This is a genomic window from Planosporangium mesophilum, from assembly GCF_016863255.1.
Taxonomy (GTDB): domain Bacteria; phylum Actinomycetota; class Actinomycetes; order Mycobacteriales; family Micromonosporaceae; genus Planosporangium; species Planosporangium mesophilum.
Map to the genome: position 1 here is coordinate 40,801 of NZ_BOON01000011.1, position 19,908 is coordinate 60,708.

The 19,908-nt window shown below is 72.1% G+C and carries 13 protein-coding genes; 8 read left to right on the forward strand and 5 right to left on the reverse strand.

Translation table 11 applies throughout. From position 1 onward, the window contains the following. Positions 1-137: 137 nt before the first annotated feature. A complete protein-coding gene (pulA, locus tag Pme01_RS06605) occupies positions 138-5,813 on the forward strand; it encodes a pullulanase-type alpha-1,6-glucosidase (protein WP_239088050.1) in 5,676 nt (1,891 codons plus the stop codon). 268 nt (positions 5,814-6,081) lie between these two features. After that, positions 6,082-7,101, forward strand: a complete 1,020-nt coding sequence (locus Pme01_RS06610) for an aldo/keto reductase (protein ID WP_168114804.1) — start codon at positions 6,082-6,084, stop codon at positions 7,099-7,101. Between the two features lie 18 nt (positions 7,102-7,119). Here Pme01_RS06610 and Pme01_RS06615 read toward each other — a convergent pair whose 3' ends face one another. Beyond that, complete coding sequence (locus tag Pme01_RS06615) at positions 7,120-8,571, reverse strand: aminopeptidase P family protein (protein WP_168114805.1); 1,452 nt, start codon at positions 8,569-8,571, stop codon at positions 7,120-7,122. Positions 8,572-8,643: 72 nt separating this feature from the next. On the opposite strand from Pme01_RS06615, the gene asnB reads away from it, so the two are divergent. Further along, complete coding sequence (gene asnB, locus Pme01_RS06620) at positions 8,644-10,602, forward strand: asparagine synthase (glutamine-hydrolyzing) (RefSeq protein ID WP_168114874.1); 1,959 nt, start codon at positions 8,644-8,646, stop codon at positions 10,600-10,602. A gap of 60 nt (positions 10,603-10,662) precedes the next feature. On the opposite strand, the gene Pme01_RS06625 is transcribed toward asnB, so the two are convergent. Genes Pme01_RS06625 through Pme01_RS06640 form a run of 4 tightly spaced genes read right to left on the reverse strand, consistent with a single transcriptional unit; the run spans position 10,663 to position 14,133 of the window. After that, positions 10,663-12,264, reverse strand: a complete 1,602-nt coding sequence (locus Pme01_RS06625; protein WP_168114807.1) for a PH domain-containing protein — start codon at positions 12,262-12,264, stop codon at positions 10,663-10,665. Further along, a complete protein-coding gene (locus Pme01_RS06630; protein ID WP_239088051.1) occupies positions 12,261-12,773 on the reverse strand; it encodes a PH domain-containing protein in 513 nt (170 codons plus the stop codon). The genes Pme01_RS06625 and Pme01_RS06630 overlap by 4 nt, the downstream gene beginning before the upstream one ends. A 53-nt stretch (positions 12,774-12,826) precedes the next feature. Then, positions 12,827-13,654, reverse strand: a complete 828-nt coding sequence (locus Pme01_RS06635; protein ID WP_168114808.1) for an MBL fold metallo-hydrolase — start codon at positions 13,652-13,654, stop codon at positions 12,827-12,829. Next, the gene (locus Pme01_RS06640) at positions 13,651-14,133 is read right to left on the reverse strand and encodes a thioesterase family protein (protein WP_239088052.1); all 483 of its coding nucleotides are present in this window, start codon (positions 14,131-14,133) and stop codon (positions 13,651-13,653) included. The genes Pme01_RS06635 and Pme01_RS06640 overlap by 4 nt, the downstream gene beginning before the upstream one ends. A gap of 35 nt (positions 14,134-14,168) precedes the next feature. Here Pme01_RS06640 and Pme01_RS06645 point away from each other — a divergent pair, with 35 nt between their 5' ends. From Pme01_RS06645 to Pme01_RS06665, 5 genes are all read left to right on the forward strand, one after another. Beyond that, on the forward strand, positions 14,169-14,939 hold the full coding sequence (locus Pme01_RS06645) for an SIR2 family NAD-dependent protein deacylase (protein ID WP_168114809.1): 771 nt from the start codon (positions 14,169-14,171) through the stop codon (positions 14,937-14,939). A gap of 98 nt (positions 14,940-15,037) precedes the next feature. Next, a complete protein-coding gene (locus Pme01_RS06650) occupies positions 15,038-16,138 on the forward strand; it encodes a phosphatase PAP2 family protein (RefSeq protein ID WP_168114810.1) in 1,101 nt (366 codons plus the stop codon). A gap of 544 nt (positions 16,139-16,682) precedes the next feature. Then, the gene (locus Pme01_RS06655) at positions 16,683-17,804 is read left to right on the forward strand and encodes an AAA family ATPase (RefSeq protein WP_205863984.1); all 1,122 of its coding nucleotides are present in this window, start codon (positions 16,683-16,685) and stop codon (positions 17,802-17,804) included. A 100-nt stretch (positions 17,805-17,904) separates the two neighbouring features. Beyond that, a complete protein-coding gene (locus tag Pme01_RS06660; RefSeq protein ID WP_168114877.1) occupies positions 17,905-18,813 on the forward strand; it encodes a DUF58 domain-containing protein in 909 nt (302 codons plus the stop codon). Continuing rightward, positions 18,810-19,760 (forward strand): VWA domain-containing protein, encoded by a 951-nt coding sequence (locus Pme01_RS06665; RefSeq protein ID WP_168114813.1) that lies wholly within the window; start codon positions 18,810-18,812, stop codon positions 19,758-19,760. Before Pme01_RS06660 ends, Pme01_RS06665 begins: the two co-directional genes overlap by 4 nt. Positions 19,761-19,908 lie beyond the last annotated feature (148 nt).

Here is a 19,908-nt window from a genome sequence, read left to right on the forward strand (position 1 = left end):
ATCCGCGTAACCGGATGATCGTCACACTCTCCGTCGAACACCTCTTCCGGGAGATGGCAGCCTGCAAAGTCTTGCTGAAATTTGCAGGAGCCGATACGTTGCGGCCAGCCCGTCCCCATCGAGGAAGGTCGCTGCGCATGAAGCCCCCACTGCGCATGAAGCTCCCCAGGTCCGCGGCGGTCGCCCTCGGCTGCGTGCTCGGGTCGAGCCTGCTCACCACGTCGGCCGCGGCCGCGATCCCGCTGCCCGCCGGTCGGACCGTCCCGGCCACCGTCAGGGACGGCGCGCTCACCTGGGACCGGGAGCCGTCGGCCGCCGCCCTGGCCGCGACCGGCGGCGGGGAGCGGCCCCGCGCCGAGCAGTTCTACTTCGCGCTGCCCGACCGCTTCGCCAACGGCGACCCGGCCAACGACCGGGGCGGCCTGACCGGCGACCGGTCGAGTACCGGCTACGACCCGGCCGACAAGGGCTACTACCACGGCGGCGACATCAAGGGCGTCACCGACCGGCTCGACTACATCCAGGGGCTCGGTACCACCGCGATCTGGCTCGCGCCGATCTTCCGCAACCGCCCGGTGCAGGGCGACTCGGCCGGCTACCACGGCTACTGGATCACCGACTTCACCGCGGTCGACCCGCACTTCGGTACGGAGGCGGAGCTGAAGAGGCTGGTCGACACGGCACACAAACGCGGCATGAAGGTCTACCTCGACATCATCACCAACCACACCGCGGACGTCATCACGGCCGACCGGCACTCCTACGTCAGCAAGGCCGAGGTGCCCTACAAGGACGCGGCAGGCCACCCGTTCGACGACAGCCGGTACGCCGACGGCAGACACGGCTTCCCGAAGGTCAACCTCGACTCGTTCCCGTACCGCCCGCGGTTCGCCACGCCGGCCGACGCGAACGTCAAGAAGCCCGACTGGCTCAACGACCCGACGATGTACCACAACCGGGGCGACTCCACCTTCGTCGGGGAGAGCTCCGAGTACGGCGACTTCGTGGGCCTGGACGACCTGTGGACCGAGCGGCCCGAGGTGGTCCGCGGCATGACCGACATCTACTCGAGCTGGATCGGGCGGGCCGGGGTCGACGGGTACCGCATCGACACCGTCAAGCATGTGGACCTGCCGTTCTGGCCGCAGTTCACGGCCGGCGTCGAGCGGGCCGCGAACAAGGCCGGCAAGCCCGGCTTCTTCATGTTCGGCGAGGTGTACAGCGACGACCCGGAGGTCGGCTCCACGTACGTGCGCCGGGGCGGGCTGCCGGCCACGCTGGACTTCCCGTTCCAGGCTGCGGCCAAGGACTACGTGGCCCAGGGCGGCTCGGCGGCCGGCCTGGCGGACGTGTACGCCCGCGACGACCTGTACACCAGCAGCGGGACCGACGCCCGCCGGCTGCCCACCTTCCTCGGCAACCACGACATGGGCCACGTCGGCTCGTTCATCCGGGCTGCCGGTGGCAGCCGGGAGCTCCAGCTGAGCAGGGACGTCCTCGCCCACGAGCTGATGTTCCTCGGCCGCGGCCAGCCGGTGATCTACTCCGGTGACGAGCAGGGCTTCACCGGGCCGGGCGGGGACAAGGACGCCCGCCAGGACATGTTCGCCTCGAAGACGCCCGACTACCTGGACGACCCGCTGATCGGCACCGACCGCACCCACGCCGTCGACTCCTACGACCCGGACCACCCGGTCTACCGGGCCATCGGCAAGCTGGCCGACCTGCGCAAACGCCACCCCGCGCTGCGCGACGGCGTCCAGGTCACCCGGTACGCGGCCACCGGCCCCGGGGTCTTCGCGTTCTCCCGGTTCGACCCGGCACAGCGCGTCGAGTACGTGGTCGCGGTCAACAACGCGCCCACCGCGCAGACCGCCACGTTCGGCAGCTACGGCGGCAGCTTCGACCGGATCTACCCGGCCGGCGGCCAGCAGGTCGCCAGCGCACCCGACAAGAACCTCACGGTCACCGTCCCGGCGCTGTCGGCCGTGGTCTACCGGGCGACCAGGCCGGTGGCCAAGCCGTCGACCGCGCCGACCGTCCGGATCAGCAAGCCGGCGGCGGGCGCGGCGGTGCCGACCCGTACCGAGGTGGTCGCCGACGTGACCGGCGACCCCCTCGCGACGGTGAGCGTCGCGGTGCAGGTGGGCGGCGGCGCCTGGCGGTCGCTCGGCACCGCCACGCACGCCCCGTACCGCGTCTTCCACGACCTGGCCGGGCTGGCCGGGGGTACCACGCTGCGGTACAAGGCGGTGGTCCGCGACGGCGCCGGCCGGCTGGCCACGGCCACCACGAGCGCGACCGTCGGCACGCCGCCCGCCACCGTGGACCGGGACCACCTGGTGGTGCACTACCAGCGGCCGGCCGGCGACTACGGCTCCTGGGGCCTGTACGCCTGGGGCGACATCGACCCGGCGTCGCAGACCACCTTCCCGGCCGGGCAGCCGTTCGCCGGCGAGGACGCCTACGGCCGCTTCGCCTGGCTCACGCTGAAGCCGGGCGCGCGGAACGTCGGGTTCGTCGTCGTCGACTCCAACGGGGTCTCCGACGTCGCGGCCGACCGCACCGTCGATCCGGGCACGACCGGGGAGATCTGGCTCAAGCAGGGCGATCCGGCCGTCCACCCGTCCGACTCCGCCGCGACGAAGACCATGACCGTCCACTACCGACGGCCGGACGGCAGCTACGCCGGCTGGACGCTGCGGGTGTCGGGCGACGGGCTGGCACCCGGTACGCCCACCGAACGGCAGCCCGACGGTACCGACGGCTACGGCGCGTACTGGAACGTGCCCGTCGGCGACCCGACCAGGACGGTCAGCCTCGCCGTCCACAACGGCGACGTCGCGGATCCCGCCGGGAACCAGTCCGTGATCCCGGCGGCAGCCGGTGACGCGTGGGTACGCTCCGGTGAGGCGACCGTCCACCCGACCCGGGCCGCCGCCGAACACACCGCGGTGCTGCACTACCGGCGCCCGGCCGGCGACTACCCCGGCTGGGGGCTGCACGTCTGGACCGGCGCGGCGACCCCGACCGACTGGTCGGCGCCGTTGACGCCAACGAGCTTCGACGCCTACGGCGCGGTCTTCCGGGTACCGCTCGCCGACGGCGCGAAGAGCCTCAACTACATCGTGCACAACGGTGACACCAAGGACCTGCCCACCGACCAGTCCCTCGAACTGCGTACCAGCGGCCACGAGGGGTGGCTGCTGGCCGGCCGACCGCGCTATCTGTTGCCCATGGCAGCTGTCGCCGGACCCGACCTCGACACCACCACGTCCAAGGCCCAGTGGATCGATCGGGACACCGTCCTGTGGAAGACCGGCCCGACCGATGGTCGCCGGTACAGCCTGACCGGCAACGGCCGGACCATCCGGCTGCACCCCGACGTGCAGACCGAGGCCCAGCGGCAGAAGTACCCGCACCTGTGGCAGTACACGGCGCTTCGGGTCGACCCGGCCGACCGGGGCACCGTGCGCGACGCGCTGCGCGGCCAGGTGACCGTCACCGCGACCGACGCCGCCGGCACCCCGCTGGAGGCGTCCTCGGTGCAGCTGCCGGGCGTGCTCGACGACCTGTACGCCGGCGCGACCGGCGCGAAACTCGGCCCCACCTTCGACGGGAAGCGGGCCACCCTGAGCGTCTGGGCGCCGACCGCGCAGACCGTCGCGCTGGAGTTGGCCGACACGCCGTCGTCGACGCCTCGCGTGGTGGACATGCGCCGCGACGACGCCACCGGGGTGTGGAGCGCCAGCGGCGAATGGAAGGGGAAGTACTACCGGTACCGGGTCACCGCCTGGCAGCCGGCGGCGCGGAAGGTGGTGACGGCGAGCGTCACCGATCCCTACTCGGTCGACCTGTCGGTCGACTCGGTCTTCAGCCGCGTCACCGACCTGAACGACCGGGCGCTCGCGCCGGCCGGCTGGTCCGCGCTGCGCAAGCCGGGCTTCGACCGCTCGAAGATCCAGATCCAGGAGCTGTCGGTACGCGACTTCTCGGTCGGCGACGGCACGGTACCGGCCGAGCACCGGGGCACCTACCTCGCGTTCACCGACACGAACTCGGTCGGCATGGCGCACCTGCGCACGCAGGCACAGGCCGGGCTCACCCACGTACACCTGCTCCCGGTCTTCGATTTCGCGTCGGTGCCGGAGCGCAGGGCCGACCAGGCGACGCCCGCGTGCGACCTGGCGAGCCTGCCGCCCGACAGCGACAAGCAGCAGGCGTGCATCGCCGCCGTGGCCGACCGCGACGCCTACAACTGGGGGTACGACCCGCTGCACTACACCGCGCCGGAGGGCTCGTACGCGGCCGACCCGGACCAGCGGGTCACCGAGTTCCGCCGGATGGTCGCCGGCCTGAACGGCGCCGGGCTCGGGGTGGTGATGGACGTCGTCTACAACCACACCCACGCCGCGGGCGTCGACCGGTTCTCCGTCCTGGACCAGATCGTGCCCGGTTACTACCAGCGGCTGCTCGACGACGGCACGGTCGCGGACTCCACCTGCTGCGCCAACACCGCGCCGGAGCACGCCATGATGGGCAAGCTGGTGGTCGACTCGGTGGTCACCTGGGCCCGGCAGTACAAGGTGGACGGTTTCCGGTTCGACCTGATGGGCCACCACCCGAAGGCCAACATCCTGGCCGTCCGGGCGGCGCTGGACAAGCTGACCCTCGACCGGGACGGGGTCGACGGCAAGAAGATCTACGTGTACGGCGAGGGCTGGAACTTCGGCGAGGTCGCTGACAACGCCAGGTTCATCCAGGCCACGCAGGCGAACATGGCCGGTACCGGCATCGGTACCTTCAACGACCGGCTGCGGGACGGGGTCCGGGGTGGCGGCCCGTTCGACGCGAACCCGCGCATCCAGGGCTTCGCCAGCGGGCTGTACACCGACCCCAACGGCGACCCGGTCAACGGCGTAGCCGACGAGCAGCGGGCCCGGCTGCTGCACCAGCAGGACCTGATCAAGGTGGGCCTGACCGGGAACCTGGCTGCCTACCGGTTCATCGATTCGAGCGGCCGGACGGTGACCGGCGCGGAGGTCGACTACAACGGCTCGCCGGCCGGGTACACCGCCGCGCCGGTCGAGGCGGTCACGTACGTCGACGCGCACGACAACGAGATCCTGTACGACGCGCTCGCGTACAAGCTGCCGGGGTCGATGTCGGCGGCGGACCGGTCCCGGATGCAGGTGCTCGCACTGTCCACCACGATCCTGGGCCAGGGCGTCGGGTTCAGCACGGCCGGCTCGGACCGGCTGCGCTCCAAGTCGCTGGATCGCAACTCGTTCAACTCCGGCGACTGGTTCAACGCGATCTCCTGGGACTGCCGCGCCGGCAACGGGTTCGGGCGGGGTCTGCCGCCGGCCGCCGACAACGCCGACAAGTGGCCGTACGCCAGGCCGCTGCTGGCCGACCGTGCGCTCGTGCCGGACTGCGCCGCGGTCGAGGCCACCGCGCGCGGCTACGCCGACCTGCTGCGGATCCGGGCCGGCTCACCGGCGTTCGGCCTCGCCACCGCCGCCGACGTGCAGCAGCACGTGTCGTTCCCGCTGTCGGGGACCGGCGAGACGCCCGGTGTGATCACGATGACGCTGACCGGCGACCCGCGCTGGAAGTCACTCACCGTCGTGTTCAACGCGACGCCGTCGGCGGCGACCCAGACCGTACCGTCGCTGCGTGGCGCCGAGGTCGGGCTGCATCCGATCCAGGCGGCGGGGAGTGACCCGGTGGTGAAGCGCTCCGGCTTCGACTCGTCGACCGGCACGCTGACCGTGCCGGGCCGGACGGTGGCGGTCTTCGTACAGTCGTAATCCGTCGGGATCATCCGGCGTCCGCCGGTCGTTTCCGGGTAGCGAACGTCATCGTGAAGTACGACGTGTTCATCAACACCGTGGTGTTCTGACGCGGGTGCCCCGGGAGCAGGCGGAGACCCTGGCTGCGGCCACCCTGGCTGCGGCCACCCTGTAGACCCTTGCCGAGCGGATCAGCGAGGACGAGAGCGGAGATAGGTCTCTGTCGACCGCCTCCCCGGCAGCGGATAGCGTGCGAAGGGAACGCGCGACCGCTTGGGAGGCGACCATGGAATACCGCACGCTCGGTGGGACGGGAACGATCGTGTCCACCCTGTGTCTGGGCACGATGACGTTCGGCGCGGAGACCGCCGAGAAGGACGCGTATGCGCAACTCGACCGGTACGTCGAGGTCGGCGGCAGTTTCATCGACACCGCCGACGTGTACACCCGGGGTGCCGCCGAGGAGATCGTGGGGCGCTGGCTGCGCGACCGTCCGGGCGCACGCGACCGGGTCGTCATCGCGACCAAGGGTCGCTTCCCGATGGGCGACGGGCCCAACGACACCGGCCTGTCGCGGGTCCATCTCTCGCGCGCGCTCGACGCAAGCCTGCGCCGGCTCGGCACCGACCACGTAGATCTCTACCAGGCGCATGCGTGGGACCCGTTGACGCCGATCGAGGAGACGCTGCGGTTCTTCGACGACGCCGTCCGAGCCGGCAAGGTCCGCTACGGGGGCGTCAGCAACTTCACCGGCTGGCAACTGCAGAAGGCCGCCCTGCTCACCCAGCACCTGGGGCTGGCGCCCATCGTGACGCTGCAGCCGCAGTACAACCTGCTGGCCCGCGACATCGAGTGGGAGCTGATCCCGGTCTGCCGCAACGAGAACATCGGCGTGCTGCCGTGGTCGCCGCTCGCCGGCGGCTGGCTCACCGGGAAGTACCGGCGCGACGCGGCGCCGACGGGTGCCACCCGGCTGGGGGAGAATCCGCGGCGCGGGATGGAGGCGTACGACCGGCGCAACACCGAGCGCACCTGGCGCGTCCTGGACGCCCTGCACGCCATTGCCGACCGGCGCGGGGTGTCGACGGCGGTCGTGGCCCTCGCCTGGCTGGTCGACCGGCCGGCCGTCACGTCGGTGATCCTCGGGGCGAGGACCCTCGAACAGCTCGACGACAACCTGGCTGCTGCCGGCGTACACCTGACCGCCGACGAGATCCGGGCCCTCGACGAGGCGAGCAGGCCGGAGGTGTCCGACTACCCGTACGGCGAGCTCGGCGTCGACCAGCGGTCGCGGCGCCTGCCGTAACCGCTGGTCGAGACGCGGTCAGCCGGGCAGGCGGGGGCCGGCCTCACGCTGGGCCGCCAGCCACGCCTCGACCTCGTCGGAGGTGCGCGGCAGGCCGGCCGACAGGTTCCGGGCGCCGGACGAGGTGACCAGCACGTCGTCCTCGATGCGGATACCGATGCCGCGCAGCTCGGCCGGGACCAGGCCGTCCTCCGGCTGGAAGTACAGGCCGGGCTCGACGGTCAGCACGTACCCCTCGGCCAGGGTGCCCTTGCGGTAGTGCTCGCTGCGCGCCTTGGCGCAGTCGTGCACGTCCAGGCCGAGCATGTGGCCGAAGCCGTGCAGCGACCAGCGCCGGTACACGGTGGAGTCGGCGGACGTCGCCTCGTCCACGCTGACCGGCAGCACGCCCAGGTCGGCCAGGCCCTCGGCGAGCGCCCGCATGCAGGTCTGGTGGAGGTCCTCGAACTTCACGCCCGGCTTCACCGCGTCGATGCCGGCCTGCTGGGCCCGGTACACGATGTCGTAGACCTGGCGCTGGAGCGGGGTGAAGGAGCCGGAGACCGGGATCGTGCGGGTGACGTCGGCGGTGTAGAGGTTGCGGTTCTCCACGCCCATGTCCATCAGCAGCAGGTCACCGGGGGCGGTACGGCCGTCGTTGCGGATCCAGTGCAGGATCGTGCCGTGCGAGCCGGCGCCGACGATCGAGGAGTACCCGACGTCGTTGCCGTCGTGGCGGGCCCGCAGCCCGAACACACCCTCGAGCAGCCGCTCGCTGACCGGGCGGTCGGCCGGCAGGACCCGGGCCACGTCCTCGAAGCCGCGTACGGTGGCGTCGACCGCGTCCTGGAGCTGGGCGATCTCCCACTCGTCCTTGACCAGGCGCAGTTCGGACAGGGTCCAGGCCAGCTCGGCATCGCGGGTACCGTCGTCGGTGATCCGTACGCCTGAGTCGACGGCCGGGTCGTAGCCGCGCAGCACCCGGGTGCGGCCCGGTGCCAGGTCGTCCAGGACGGCCGGCAGCGTGGCCAGGTCGGCGGTGGCGATGCCCAGCTCGGCCGACTTCTCCTCGAGCGTGTGGCGGCGGCCGATCCACAGCTCGCCGTACATGCGGTCGCGGAAGAACTCGTCGGTGTCGCGGGGGGAGCGGGGCCGGATGTAGAGCGTGTCGTCGCCGCCCGGCCGCATGACCAGGACCGCGTCGGGGTCGTGCTCACCGGTCAGCCAGACGTGGTCGCTGCCGGGGCGGAACGGGTACTCCGTGTCGTTGGCCCGTACCTTCGCCCGGCCGGACGGGACGACCAGCGTCTGACCAGGGAACGCGCTGGACACCGCGGCCCGGCGCTTCGCGTGCTGCGGCGCCTCCGGACGCGCCTTCACCTCGAGGGTGCTGTCCCGCCAGCCGGTCCGCATGAACTCCAGCAGGCGCTCCGGAAAGTCGGGATCGTGTGACTGGGTGCCCTCAGCCCCCTGCTCGCCCTGATCGCTCATGTCCTGACGGTACCTCCGCGACTCACCTTGCCTCGCGTGGCGGTCCGGCGCCAGCGTGACAAGATAACGGCCATGTGCGGACTGCTCACCTTTGTCAGCGCTCACGGCCGCGCTTCGGCCTGTCGGGATGGCCTCGCCGAGGCGCTCGAGAGCATCCACCACCGGGGACCGGACGAGACCGGGGTGAACGTCGTCGACGACGACATGATCTTCGGCTTCAAGCGGCTGTCGATCATCGACGTGGAGCACAGCCACCAACCGCTGGCGTACCCGCCGACGGGGCCGGAGGCGAACCGGTACGTCATAACGTTCAACGGCGAGATCTACAACTACGTGGAGCTGCGCGAGCAGCTGATCCGCGAGCACGGCGCCGAGTTCGCCACGACCGGCGACACGGAGGTGATCGTCGCGGCGTACCACCACTGGGGGCCGGCGGCGGTGAGCCGGCTACGCGGCATGTTCGCGTTCGTGATCTGGGACCGGGCGGCCCGCAAGGTGTTCGGCGCCCGTGACCCGTTCGGCATCAAGCCCTTCTTCCACCTGGTCACGTCCGAGGGGATCTTCTTCGCCAGCGAGAAGAAGTCGCTGCTGCCGTTCGCCGCGTCGGCGTCGGCCGGCGACTCCGGGGTCGACGGGGCCAACCTGTCGCACTACCTGACGCTGCAGTACGTGCCCGAGCCCGGCACCCTGCACCAGGGGATCGGCCGGATCGGGTCCGGCGAGTACTTCAGCTACACCCCGGGCGGCCCGCTCACCACGAGCCGCTACTACCAGCCGGAGTTCCGCCCGACCCCGACCGACCACCCGGAGGAGCTGTACAAGCGGATCCGGGAGACGCTGCGCGAGAGCGTTCGGATGCACATGCGCTCCGACGTGCCGGTCGGCGCGTTCCTGTCCAGCGGCATCGACTCCACCGCGGTCGTCGCGCTGGCCCGCGAGTTCAACCCGAACATCCTGACCTTCACCGTCGGCTCGAACGTCGAGGGGTACTCCGAGGTCGACGTGGCCCAGGACTCCGCCCGCCACCTCGGCGTCACCACGATCCCGACGTACATCGGGCCGCAGGACATGATGGACGCCCTGCCGAAGATCGTCTGGCACCTGGACGACCCGGTGGCCGACCCGGCCCTGGTCCCGCTGTACTTCGTGGCGAAGAAGGCGGCCGAGCACGTCACCGTCGTGCTCTCCGGTGAGGGCGCGGACGAGTTCTTCGGCGGGTACACGATCTACCGCGAGCCGCTCTCGCTGGCGGCGGTCAACGGCCTGCCCGACCCGCTCCAGAAGGGGCTACGGGCGGTGTCGAAGGTCATCCCGCAGGGTGTGAAGGGCAAGAGCTTCCTCGAGCGCGGTACCACGCCGATCGAGGAGCGCTACTACGGCAACGCCCGGATGTTCACCGAGGAGGAGAAGGCGGAGCTGATGCGCCGCTACGACCCCTCGGTCCGCTACACCGATGTCACCGCGCCGATCTACGCGGAGGCCGCGCACCTCGACGACGTGACCACGATGCAGTACGTCGACCTGTACACCTGGCTGCGCGGCGACATCCTGGTGAAGGCCGACCGGATGTCCATGGCCCACTCCCTGGAACTGCGGGTGCCGTTCCTGGACAAGGAGGTCTTCGACGTCGCGGCGACCGTACCGGTCGACCTGAAGTTGCCGCCGAAGACCAACGAGACCAAGTACGCGATGCGGCGGGCCCTGGAGGGCGTGGTGCCCCCGGCGATCGTCAACCGCAAGAAGCTGGGCTTCCCCACGCCGACGCGGGTCTGGCTGCGCGGCGAGATGTACGAGTGGGCGCGCGACATCCTGACCCGCTCGGGCGCCGGTCACCTCCTCGACCTGCCGTACGCCGTGCGCCTGCTCGACGAGCACAAGCAGGGCAACGTGGACAATTCGCGCAAGGTCTGGACCGTGCTGATCTTCTGCATCTGGCACGCGATCTTCGTGGAGCGTTCGCTCGACCCCCGCATCACGCGTAACGACTCGGCGCTGCTCACCAAGCCCGCGATCGGCTCGGTGGTCTCGTAACTTCCCATGATCACCGAGAGTTGGTGTCGCTGTCGCCGCACCAACTCTCGGTGATCATGGTTACGCGTGGCGCTCCAGAAAGGGCGTCAGCAGCCCGGGGGTCGCCTCGTCGGCCAGGTGTAGCGCCTCGGCCAGGTCCACGTCCAGCACCTCGTACCGCTGGTGCCCGGCGGCCGTCGTCGCGGTCAGCGTGGACAGGCCGGCCCGGCGCTGGAAGAACGACCGGTTCAGGTTCCAGCCGATGATCCCGTCGGTGTCGAGCATCCAGCGTCGCCGTACCAGCGAGCCCTGCCGGGTGACCAGCCGGCCGCCCACCAGCGCGTGGCCGAGGGCGCGTGCCCGGTCCTCGGCCAGCAGCCAGGCCACCGGCAGCGTGACCAGCCCGACCTGCCAGGCCCAGTCCGGCCAGTCCGCCAGCCACCGGCCGGCGAGCAGGACCCCCACGATCAGCGCCGCCGTACCGAGGGTGCGGGTGTACCGGCGCTGCCGGGCCCGCGGACCGTGCGGGACGAGCGGCGCGGTCGCCGGCTCCCGCGAGCGCAGCACCTCGCCGGCCACCCGCTCGGCCTCGGCGCGCGGCGCCGGCGGCAGCAGTAGCGATCCGCCGCGTTCGGCGCCCCGGCCCACCCGCAGCCCGGTGGCGATGGCGATGCACCGGGCACCACCGGCCACCCGGAGCAGGAGCGGCTGACTGATCTCCACCCCGCGCAGCCGCCGCTCCTCGATCGTCGTCGCCCGTGCGGTGAGGAGCCCCCGGGTGACGTGCAGGGTGCCGGCGCTGTGCCGGGTCATCCGGAACCCCCAGAACGCCAGCACGTACCCGAACGTCGAGGCGAGGGCCACCACCGCCACGCAGGCCGCGAGGACCTCGGCCACGGCCAGGCCGACCGGCGCGTGGGTCAGGTGGCCCGCCACGGCGCGCAGCGGGCCGTACCGGGTGGGGTCGAGGTGCGCCTCGTTGACCAGCCGGGACAGGAACGCCGCGATCACCCCGACGGTCACGAAGCCGGAGAGCGTGAACGGCCCGTACCGGACCCAGCCCGGCCGTAGCCTGACCAGCTCCACCTCGACGTCGGCGGCGACCGGGACCGCCTCGGCCGGCGCCGGGGCCGTCTCAGCCGCGGTGCCGGCGGCCGTTTCGGTCGCGGTGCCGGCGGCCGTTTCGGTCGCCGGCCGGGCGCGGCGGTGCAGCAGCTCCTCGCGCAGGCGGGACGCCTCGGCGGCGCTCAGCCCGTCGAGGCGTACCCCCTCGTCGGAACGGTCGGACCGGCCGGTGCCGACCTCGACCCGGGCCAGCCCGACGAGGCGGTGGATGGCGTGGGCGGTCACGTCGACGGTACGCACCCGGTCGCGCGGTACGGACAGCTCGCGGCGGCGCAGCAGCCCCTGGCGGACCTGTACGTAGTCCGGGGTGATCCGGTACGTGGTGGTGAACCAGCGCAGCATGGCCGCGACCACGACGCCGGCGAGGCTGACCACGGCCCACCAGTCGTGGCCGCTGGTGGTACCGGCCACGAAGATGCCCAGCAGCGGTACCAGCGCGCGGGGTAGCTCCTGGACGGGGTGCACCAGCAGCATCCGCGGACTGAGCCGCCGCCACGACGGGTCGACCCCGTCGACGGTGCCGGCCGCCTCGCCGACCCAGGGTTGCGGCCCGGTCATGTCGCGTCGCCGGGGGTCGCCTGGGTGTTGGTGGTCAGGTCGTCGACCAGCCGCTGCGCGGTGGCGTGGTCGAGCCCGTCGATCTTGAGCGGGCCGGCCGCCGAGGCGGTGGTCACGGTGACGTTGGCCAGGCCGAAGAGCTGTTCCAGCGGGCCGCGCTCGCTGTCGACGGTCTGGATGCGGGACACCGGGGCGATCCGGCGCTCCTGGTTGAGCCAGCCCGACTGGGTGTACACCGCCTCCGGCGTCGCCTCCCACAGGTGGACCCGGTACCGCCACCGCGGCATCACGATCAGGTGGACCGTGCCGAGCACCGCGGTCGCCACCAGCGCGAGCAGGCGGAGTCCGGTCGGCCCGGCGCTCATCAGCCAGACGAGCTGGATCGCCCCCAGCACCAGCCAGCCGCCCAGGGCGCGCAGGGTCCAGTACCCGATGGCCCTGCGACTGACCCGGTTGCGCGGCGCGCGCAGGGTGACCGTCATCGCCTCGCCCGTCGACGTGTGCTGCACATTCTGACCATGACACGCCCGGGCAACGGGCGGTACGGCGACGGGTCCGCCATTCAGGTGGCCCGGCCGGCGAGTTCGGCGTACCCGCGCCGCACCGCGACCCGCGCGGCGTCCGGCCCGAACGGCGCGAGCGTCGCCACCTCGTCGACCGTGGCGGCGTCGGTGTGCCCGTCGCGGATGAGCCACTCCAGCGTGGTCAGGTCGGCGTGCTGGGCCCGGACGAACCCGGAGTCGACGACGGCGCCGTGGCCCGGTACCACCACCGTCGCCGGCGAGGCGAGCTCCAGCAGCGCGAAGACGGTCGCCGGCCATTCGAGGGGGTATCCGTCGTCGAAGTTCGGTGGCGCGCCCTCCTCGACCAGGTCCCCGGCGATCAGCACGTCCACGTCGGCGACGTGCACGACGAGGTCGGCCACGCTGTGCCCGCGGCCGAGGTGGCGCAGAACCACCGGCCGGCCGCCGATGTCGAGCGTCGCCTCCAGGTGCACCGTGTGGTCGGGCGGACGCACCCTGACCGCGGCCAGCCCCGCGGCCAGCTCAGGGTCGATCGGCGCCCACTTCGGGTACAGCTCGCGCTGGAGCGCGGCCGCCTCCTCGCACAGGATGCGCGCGGCCTCCTCGTGGGCCCAGATCGGCCGGTCGGCGTCCACCACGACGGCGTTGCCGAAGCAGTGGTCGAAGTGGTGGTGGGTGTTGACGACGGTGAGTGGGTACGGGGTGACCGCCCGGACCGCGTCGCGCAGTTCCCGCGCCTGGGCGTCGGTGGAGAGCGTGTCCACCAGCAGCGCGGCGCCGTCCCCGACGACCAGGGTGGCGTTGACGTCGAGGACCGGGTAGCGCAGGACGTACACGTCGCGCGCGACCTCCGTGAACCCGGTCATGAGTCGCCGAACGCCTTCTCGACGAAGCGGTGGCGGTCGACGACGATCCGCTCCACCCGGCCCTCCGCCACGACGGCGTCGCCGTCGCGCAGGCTGACCTCGAAGGTGAGCCGTCGGCCGTCCGCCTTCGCCAGCTGCGCCTCGGCCACGACGGTACGCCCGACCGGGGTCGGGGCCCGGTGTTCCAGCTCGACCCTGGTACCCACGGTGGTGGCGCCGGGCGGCAGCCGGTTGGCCGTCGCCCCGACCGTCGCCGCCTCGACCAGCGCGAGGACGCGGGGGGTGCCCAGGACGGGTACGTCGCCGGAGCCGACCGCCTGCGCCGTGTCGGCGTCGGTGACCGTGAGCTGTACCCGGGCGGCGGCGCCGACCCAGCTCGCCGTGGCCTCCAGGCGGCCGCCGACGTGCGCGCGGCCGACCGCGGGTCCGGCCTGACCATCCATGGACGTCGTGTCGAGTGCTTCACCGTCTGGCCGCATACGGGCAGCGTAAGCGGTCGGATACGGTCGATGCCATGAGCGGCTCGATCTCTCCGTCGGACCTGACCCGCGTGCGGGGGTGGATCGACGCGGCCCGGCAGGTCACGGCGCTGACCGGGGCGGGGATCTCCACCGACTCCGGCATCCCCGACTTCCGCGGGCCCAACGGCGTCTGGACCCGCGACCCGGGCGCGGAGGCGATGGTGACCCTGCAGACGTACGTTGCCGACCCGGCCGTACGCGAACGGGCCTGGCGGGAGCGGCTCGGGCACGCGGCGTGGACGGCCGAGCCGAACGCCGGCCACCGGGCCCTGGTGGATCTGGAGCGCACCGGACGCCTGCGGGCGATCGTCACGCAGAACATCGACGGCCTGCACCAGCGGGCCGGCTCCAGCCCGGAGCGGGTCATCGAGATCCACGGGACCATCTTCGAGACGGAGTGCCTGGGCTGTGGCGCGCGCGGCCCGATGGAGGAGACCCTGCGACGGGTCGCGGCGGGGGAGGCCGACCCGGCGTGCCGCGCGTGTGGCGGCGTCCTCAAGTCCGCGACGATCTCGTTCGGGCAGGCGATGGACGAGCACAGCCTGCGCGCCGCCTACTCCGCGGCCGCCGACTGCGACCTGCTGCTGGCCGTCGGTACCTCGCTGACCGTGCACCCGGCCGCCGGACTGGTCGACGTGGCCCACGGGCTCGGCACGCGCGTCGTGATCGTGAACGCCGGCCCCACGCCGTACGACGAGATCGCCGACGCCGTCGTACGCGAGCCCATCGGTGAGGCACTGCCGGCGCTCCTAGCAGCCACCTGATCACCCTCTGCAACGCTGGGCGCGGATTTCGGCGTCCGGCGGAGTTCATTCCGGAGCCCCCGGAAACGCCGTCGGGAGCGCCGCTAGCCTGATGGGCGATGACGCTCACGATCCGCTCCGAAGCCCGGCCACCGGACGGTCCCGTCGACGACCCGTCCCTGTCCGCCGCCCGGCGGCGGCTGAGAGCGATGTCCATCTGGACGGTCGCGTTCGCCGCCTGGTGGCTGTTTCTCGGGCTGCCGCTCACCGACCCGATCCTGACGTTCGGGTGGCTGTGGGCGGCGACGATCGCCTGGCGCATCGACCGCCCCCGGCGGGTACATCTGCGGTTCGCCCGGGACTGGATCGCGGTGGTGGTGCTGCTCCAGGTGTACAACCTGTCGCGCGGCCTGGCCGACCAGGGCGTGGTGCCGCACGCGCTGGAGATGATCGTGGCCGACCGGGGCATGTTCGGGTGGCTCACCGACGGTCGGGTGCCGACGCTGTGGTTGCAGGAGCACCTGTTCGACCCGGACGGCATCCACTGGTGGGACGTGTTCGCCAGTTGGGTGTACTTCTCGCACTTCGTGGTGACCCCGGCGGTGGCCGTGGTGCTGTGGCTGCGGGACCGGGCGCGGTGGCTCGCCTTCGTCCTCCGGTGGATCATGCTGTCCGCCGCCGGCCTGGTGACCTACTTCCTGTACCCGGCGGCACCGCCGTGGTGGGCGGCCAGGTACGGGCTCCTCGACCCGGTCGAGCGGGGCTCCACGCGGGCCTGGGACGCGATCGGGCTGCACGGCGCGGGCAACCTGATCAACGCCGGTCAGTACTCGTCCAACCCGGTCGCCGCGATGCCCTCGCTGCACACCGCGTTCGCGCTGCTCGTCGTCGTGTTCTTCCTGCCGCGGGTGCGCCACCGCTGGTGGCCGCTGCTGCTGGCGTACCCGCTGGCGATGACGTTCACGCTGGTGTACAGCGGTGAGCACTACATGATCGACGTCTTCATGGGGTGGCTCTACGTCGGGCTGGTCTGCGTCGCAGCCAGGCTCTTCGAGCGCCGGTGGGGGCCGTTGTCCCGGGCCCGGGCCGAGCGTGCCGCCGCCGATCGAGCCCTCGCCGCGGGGAGCGACGCCGACGCCGCCGGCAGCGGCGTCCGGAGCGACACCGTCGACGGCCGGTTGCTCACGGCAGGGGCTCAACCTCGCGAAGAAACCCTCTGACCGACAGGAACTCCGTGAGCCGGGGCCGGTGCTCGCCGCAGGCGAGCCACGTCTTGCGTCGCTCGTCTGGGTGGATCTTCGGGTTGTTCCACCGCAGCGCCCAGCGGGCCGGCTCGCGACACCCCTTGGCCGAGCAGATCAAGGGTTCGGTCGGGTTCGAGGGGGCTGTCTCCGGTGGCACGATGCGAAGTCTGCCAGCCTCGGAGAGGGCTCCGGGAGCCACCTCGGAGAGATTGGGCGCCGGGCGACCACGGGGGAAGCCGCCCGGCGACGGGTGAATCGTACCCTCGAATGCCCCCCAGGTGTCTACCCGTGTCATCTGCCCGATGGACGGTTCCCATCGGGCGATCGATGGTTTTCACCTGATCCCGTATCGAGAAACGGGCTCTCCTTCACTTTCCGCCGTCGGCGGCCGGCGGTGCCCTACCGCACACCCGCGTAGACCGGTACGGGTGCCCGGGCGCGCACGGCAGGCGGTTCATGCGACGCTTGGAGCGATCGTTAGCTTGTCTCAAGCTGTGGAGGACCGGTGGCCCAACCGAGCATGCCCGCGACCCCGTCGGAGCCGAGTGGCGCCGAGGCCAACGGCGGTGGTCCGGCGACCACGCCCGCCCAGGACGCCTCGTTGCTCGAGCGGGCCCTGTTCGAGGTCAAGCGGGTCATCGTCGGCCAGGACCGGATGATCGAGCGGATGTTCGTCGCGCTGCTGGCCCGCGGTCACTGCCTACTCGAGGGCGTACCCGGGGTGGCGAAGACCCTCGCGGTCGAGACCCTCGCGCGGGTCGTGGGCGGCACGTTCGCGCGCATCCAGTTCACCCCCGACCTTGTACCGGCCGACATCGTCGGTACCCGCATCTACCGCGCCTCCAGCGAGAAGTTCGACGTGGAACTGGGGCCGGTGTTCGTCAACTTCCTGCTCGCGGACGAGATCAACCGCGCCCCGGCCAAGGTCCAGTCCGCACTGCTGGAGGTCATGGCCGAGCAGCAGGTGTCGATCGGCGGCGAGACCCACCAGGTGCCGCAGCCGTTCCTGGTCATGGCGACGCAGAACCCGATCGAGCAGGAGGGCGTGTACCCGCTGCCGGAGGCGCAGCGTGACCGCTTCCTGATGAAGATCAACGTCGGGTACCCGACCGACGCCGAGGAGCGCGAGATCGTGTACCGGATGGGGGTTGCCCCACCGGAGCCGGCGACCGTCTTCAACCCGAGCGACCTGCTCGCCCTGCAGCGCAAGGCGGACGAGGTCTTCGTGCACAGCGCGCTGGTCGACTACGCCGTGCGGCTCGTGCTCGCCACCCGCTCGCCGGCCGATCACGGATTGGCGGACATCGCGCAGCTCATCCAGTACGGGGCCAGCCCCCGCGCCTCCCTGGGCATCGTGCGCGCCACCCGGGCCCTGGCGCTGCTGCGCGGCCGCGACTACGCGCTGCCGCAGGACGTCCAGGACATCGCCCCCGACATCCTGCGCCACCGGCTCGTGCTGTCCTACGACGCCCTCGCCGACGACATCCCGGCCGGCCACATCATCGACCGGGTCCTCGCCGCCGTACCGCTGCCGATCGTCACGCCCCGGCAGAACGCCGCCGGGGCCGGTACCCCGGTGAGTGGCCCCGCGGGCGGCGCGATGCAGCCGCAGCCCGCGGCGTGGCCCGGGCGGCCGGCGTGACGGGTGAGGGGGCGCCGTGGTGAGCCCGGCGGGACTGTCGCTGCTCGGGCGGCTGCGTCGGCGCGGCTCCACCCCGCCCGCGCAGGACTCTCCCGCCGGCCTGCCCGAGCTCGACGACGCCCGGGCCGAGCTGGTCCTGAGTAAGCTCCAGCTGCTCATCACCCGCAAGCTCGACGGCCTGCTTCAGGGCGACTATCTGGGACTGCTGCCGGGGCCGGGTACCGAGGCGGGGGAGTCGCGGGAGTACCGCCCCGGCGACGACGTGCGGCGCATGGACTGGCCGGTGACCGCCCGTACCCAGACGCCGCACGTCCGCCAGACCGTGGCCGACCGGGAGCTGGAGACCTGGCTGGCGGTGGACCTGTCGGCGAGCCTCGACTTCGGTACGGCCCGGTGCCTCAAGCGTGACCTCGCCATCGCCGCCGCGGCCGCGGTCGCCCACCTCACCGTGCGCGGGGGCAACCGGATCGGCGCGGTCGTCGGCACCGGCGGCAGCCGGTTACGGCTGCCGGCCCGCCCCGGCCGCAAGGAGGCCAACGGGCTGCTGCGCCAGATCGCGCGCACCCCGGTACGGCCCGGCCGCGACGACCTCGGCGCGCTGGTGGACATGCTCAACCGGCCGCCCCGACGGCGCGGCATGGCCGTGGTCATCTCCGACTTCCTCGCGCCGGTCGAGTCCTGGGCCCGTCCGCTGCGCAAGCTCGCGGTGCGCCACGACGTACTGGCCGTGGAGGTCGTCGACCCGCGCGAGCTGAGCCTGCCCGATGTCGGCGTCATCGCGTTCGTCGAACCGGAGACCGGGCTGGCGCACGAGGTGCAGACCGCAGACCCGAAACTGCGGGAGCGGTACGCCGCCGCGGCCGGCGCGCAGCGCTCCGCCATCGCGGGCGCGATCCGCGGCGCCGGCGCGGCCCACCTGCGGCTGCGCACCGACTCCGACTGGCTTCTCGATATCGTGCGCTTCGTCGCCGCCCAGCGCCACGCCCGTACCAGGGGGACCACCCGATGATCCGTTTCCTCGAGCCGTGGTGGCTGCTCGCCGTCCTCCCGGTCCTCGCCGTGGCCGGGGCGTACGTGTGGCGGCAGTGGCACCGCAAGTCGTACGCGATGCGCTTCACCAACGTGGAGCTGCTCCGCGTCCTCGCCCCGCGCGGCATCGGCCCGCGCCGCCACCTCGCGGCGGGCGCGCTGCTCGCCTGCATGCTGGTGATGGTCGCGGGGTTGGCCCGCCCGTCGGTCGACACCAAGGAGCCCCTGGAACGGGCGACGGTCATGCTCGCCATCGACGTGTCCCTCTCGATGGAGGCCACCGACGTCACACCGAGCCGGATCCAGGCCGCGAAGCAGGCGGCCGCCGAGTTCGTCCGCGGACTGCCGGCGAGCTTCAACGTGGGGCTCGTGGCGTTCGCGAAGTCGGCCAACGTGGTGGTTTCGCCCACCAAGGAGCGCGCCGCCATCCAGCAGGGGCTGGACGCGCTGCAGTTGGCCCAGTCCACCGCGACCGGCGAGGCGGTCTTCTCCTGTCTGGACGCGCTGCGCAGCGTGCCGGCCGACGGGGCCAACGGGCTGCCGCCGGCCCGGATCGTGCTGCTCTCCGACGGGTACCGCACGTTCGGCCGCTCCGTCGAGGAGGCGGCCGCCGCGGCGGATGCGGCGAACGTGCCGGTCTCGACGATCGCGTTCGGCACCGACACCGGCATGATCGAGATCGACGGGCAGGCGCAGCGGGTACCGGTGGACCGGCCGTCGCTGCAGAAGCTGGCGCAGAGCACCAAGGGCCACTTCTACGAGGCGGCGTCAGCGGCCGAGCTGAAGAAGGTGTACCAGGACATGGGCAGCTCGATCGGCTACCGCACGAAGCCGCGCGAGGTGACCCAGTGGTACGTGGGTATCGCGCTGCTGTTCGCGCTCGCCGCGGCCGGTCTGAGTCTGCTGTGGACGTCCCGGCTGCCGTGACCGGCAGCCGGATCGTAGCCGGCAGCTGAAGGCGCCGGCGGCGCGACCGCCGTCGCCTTCAATGGGCGCCGACCGGAACTTCGATGGGCGCCGACCGGAACTTCGATGGGCGCCGACCGGAACTTCGATGGGCGCCGACCGGAACTTC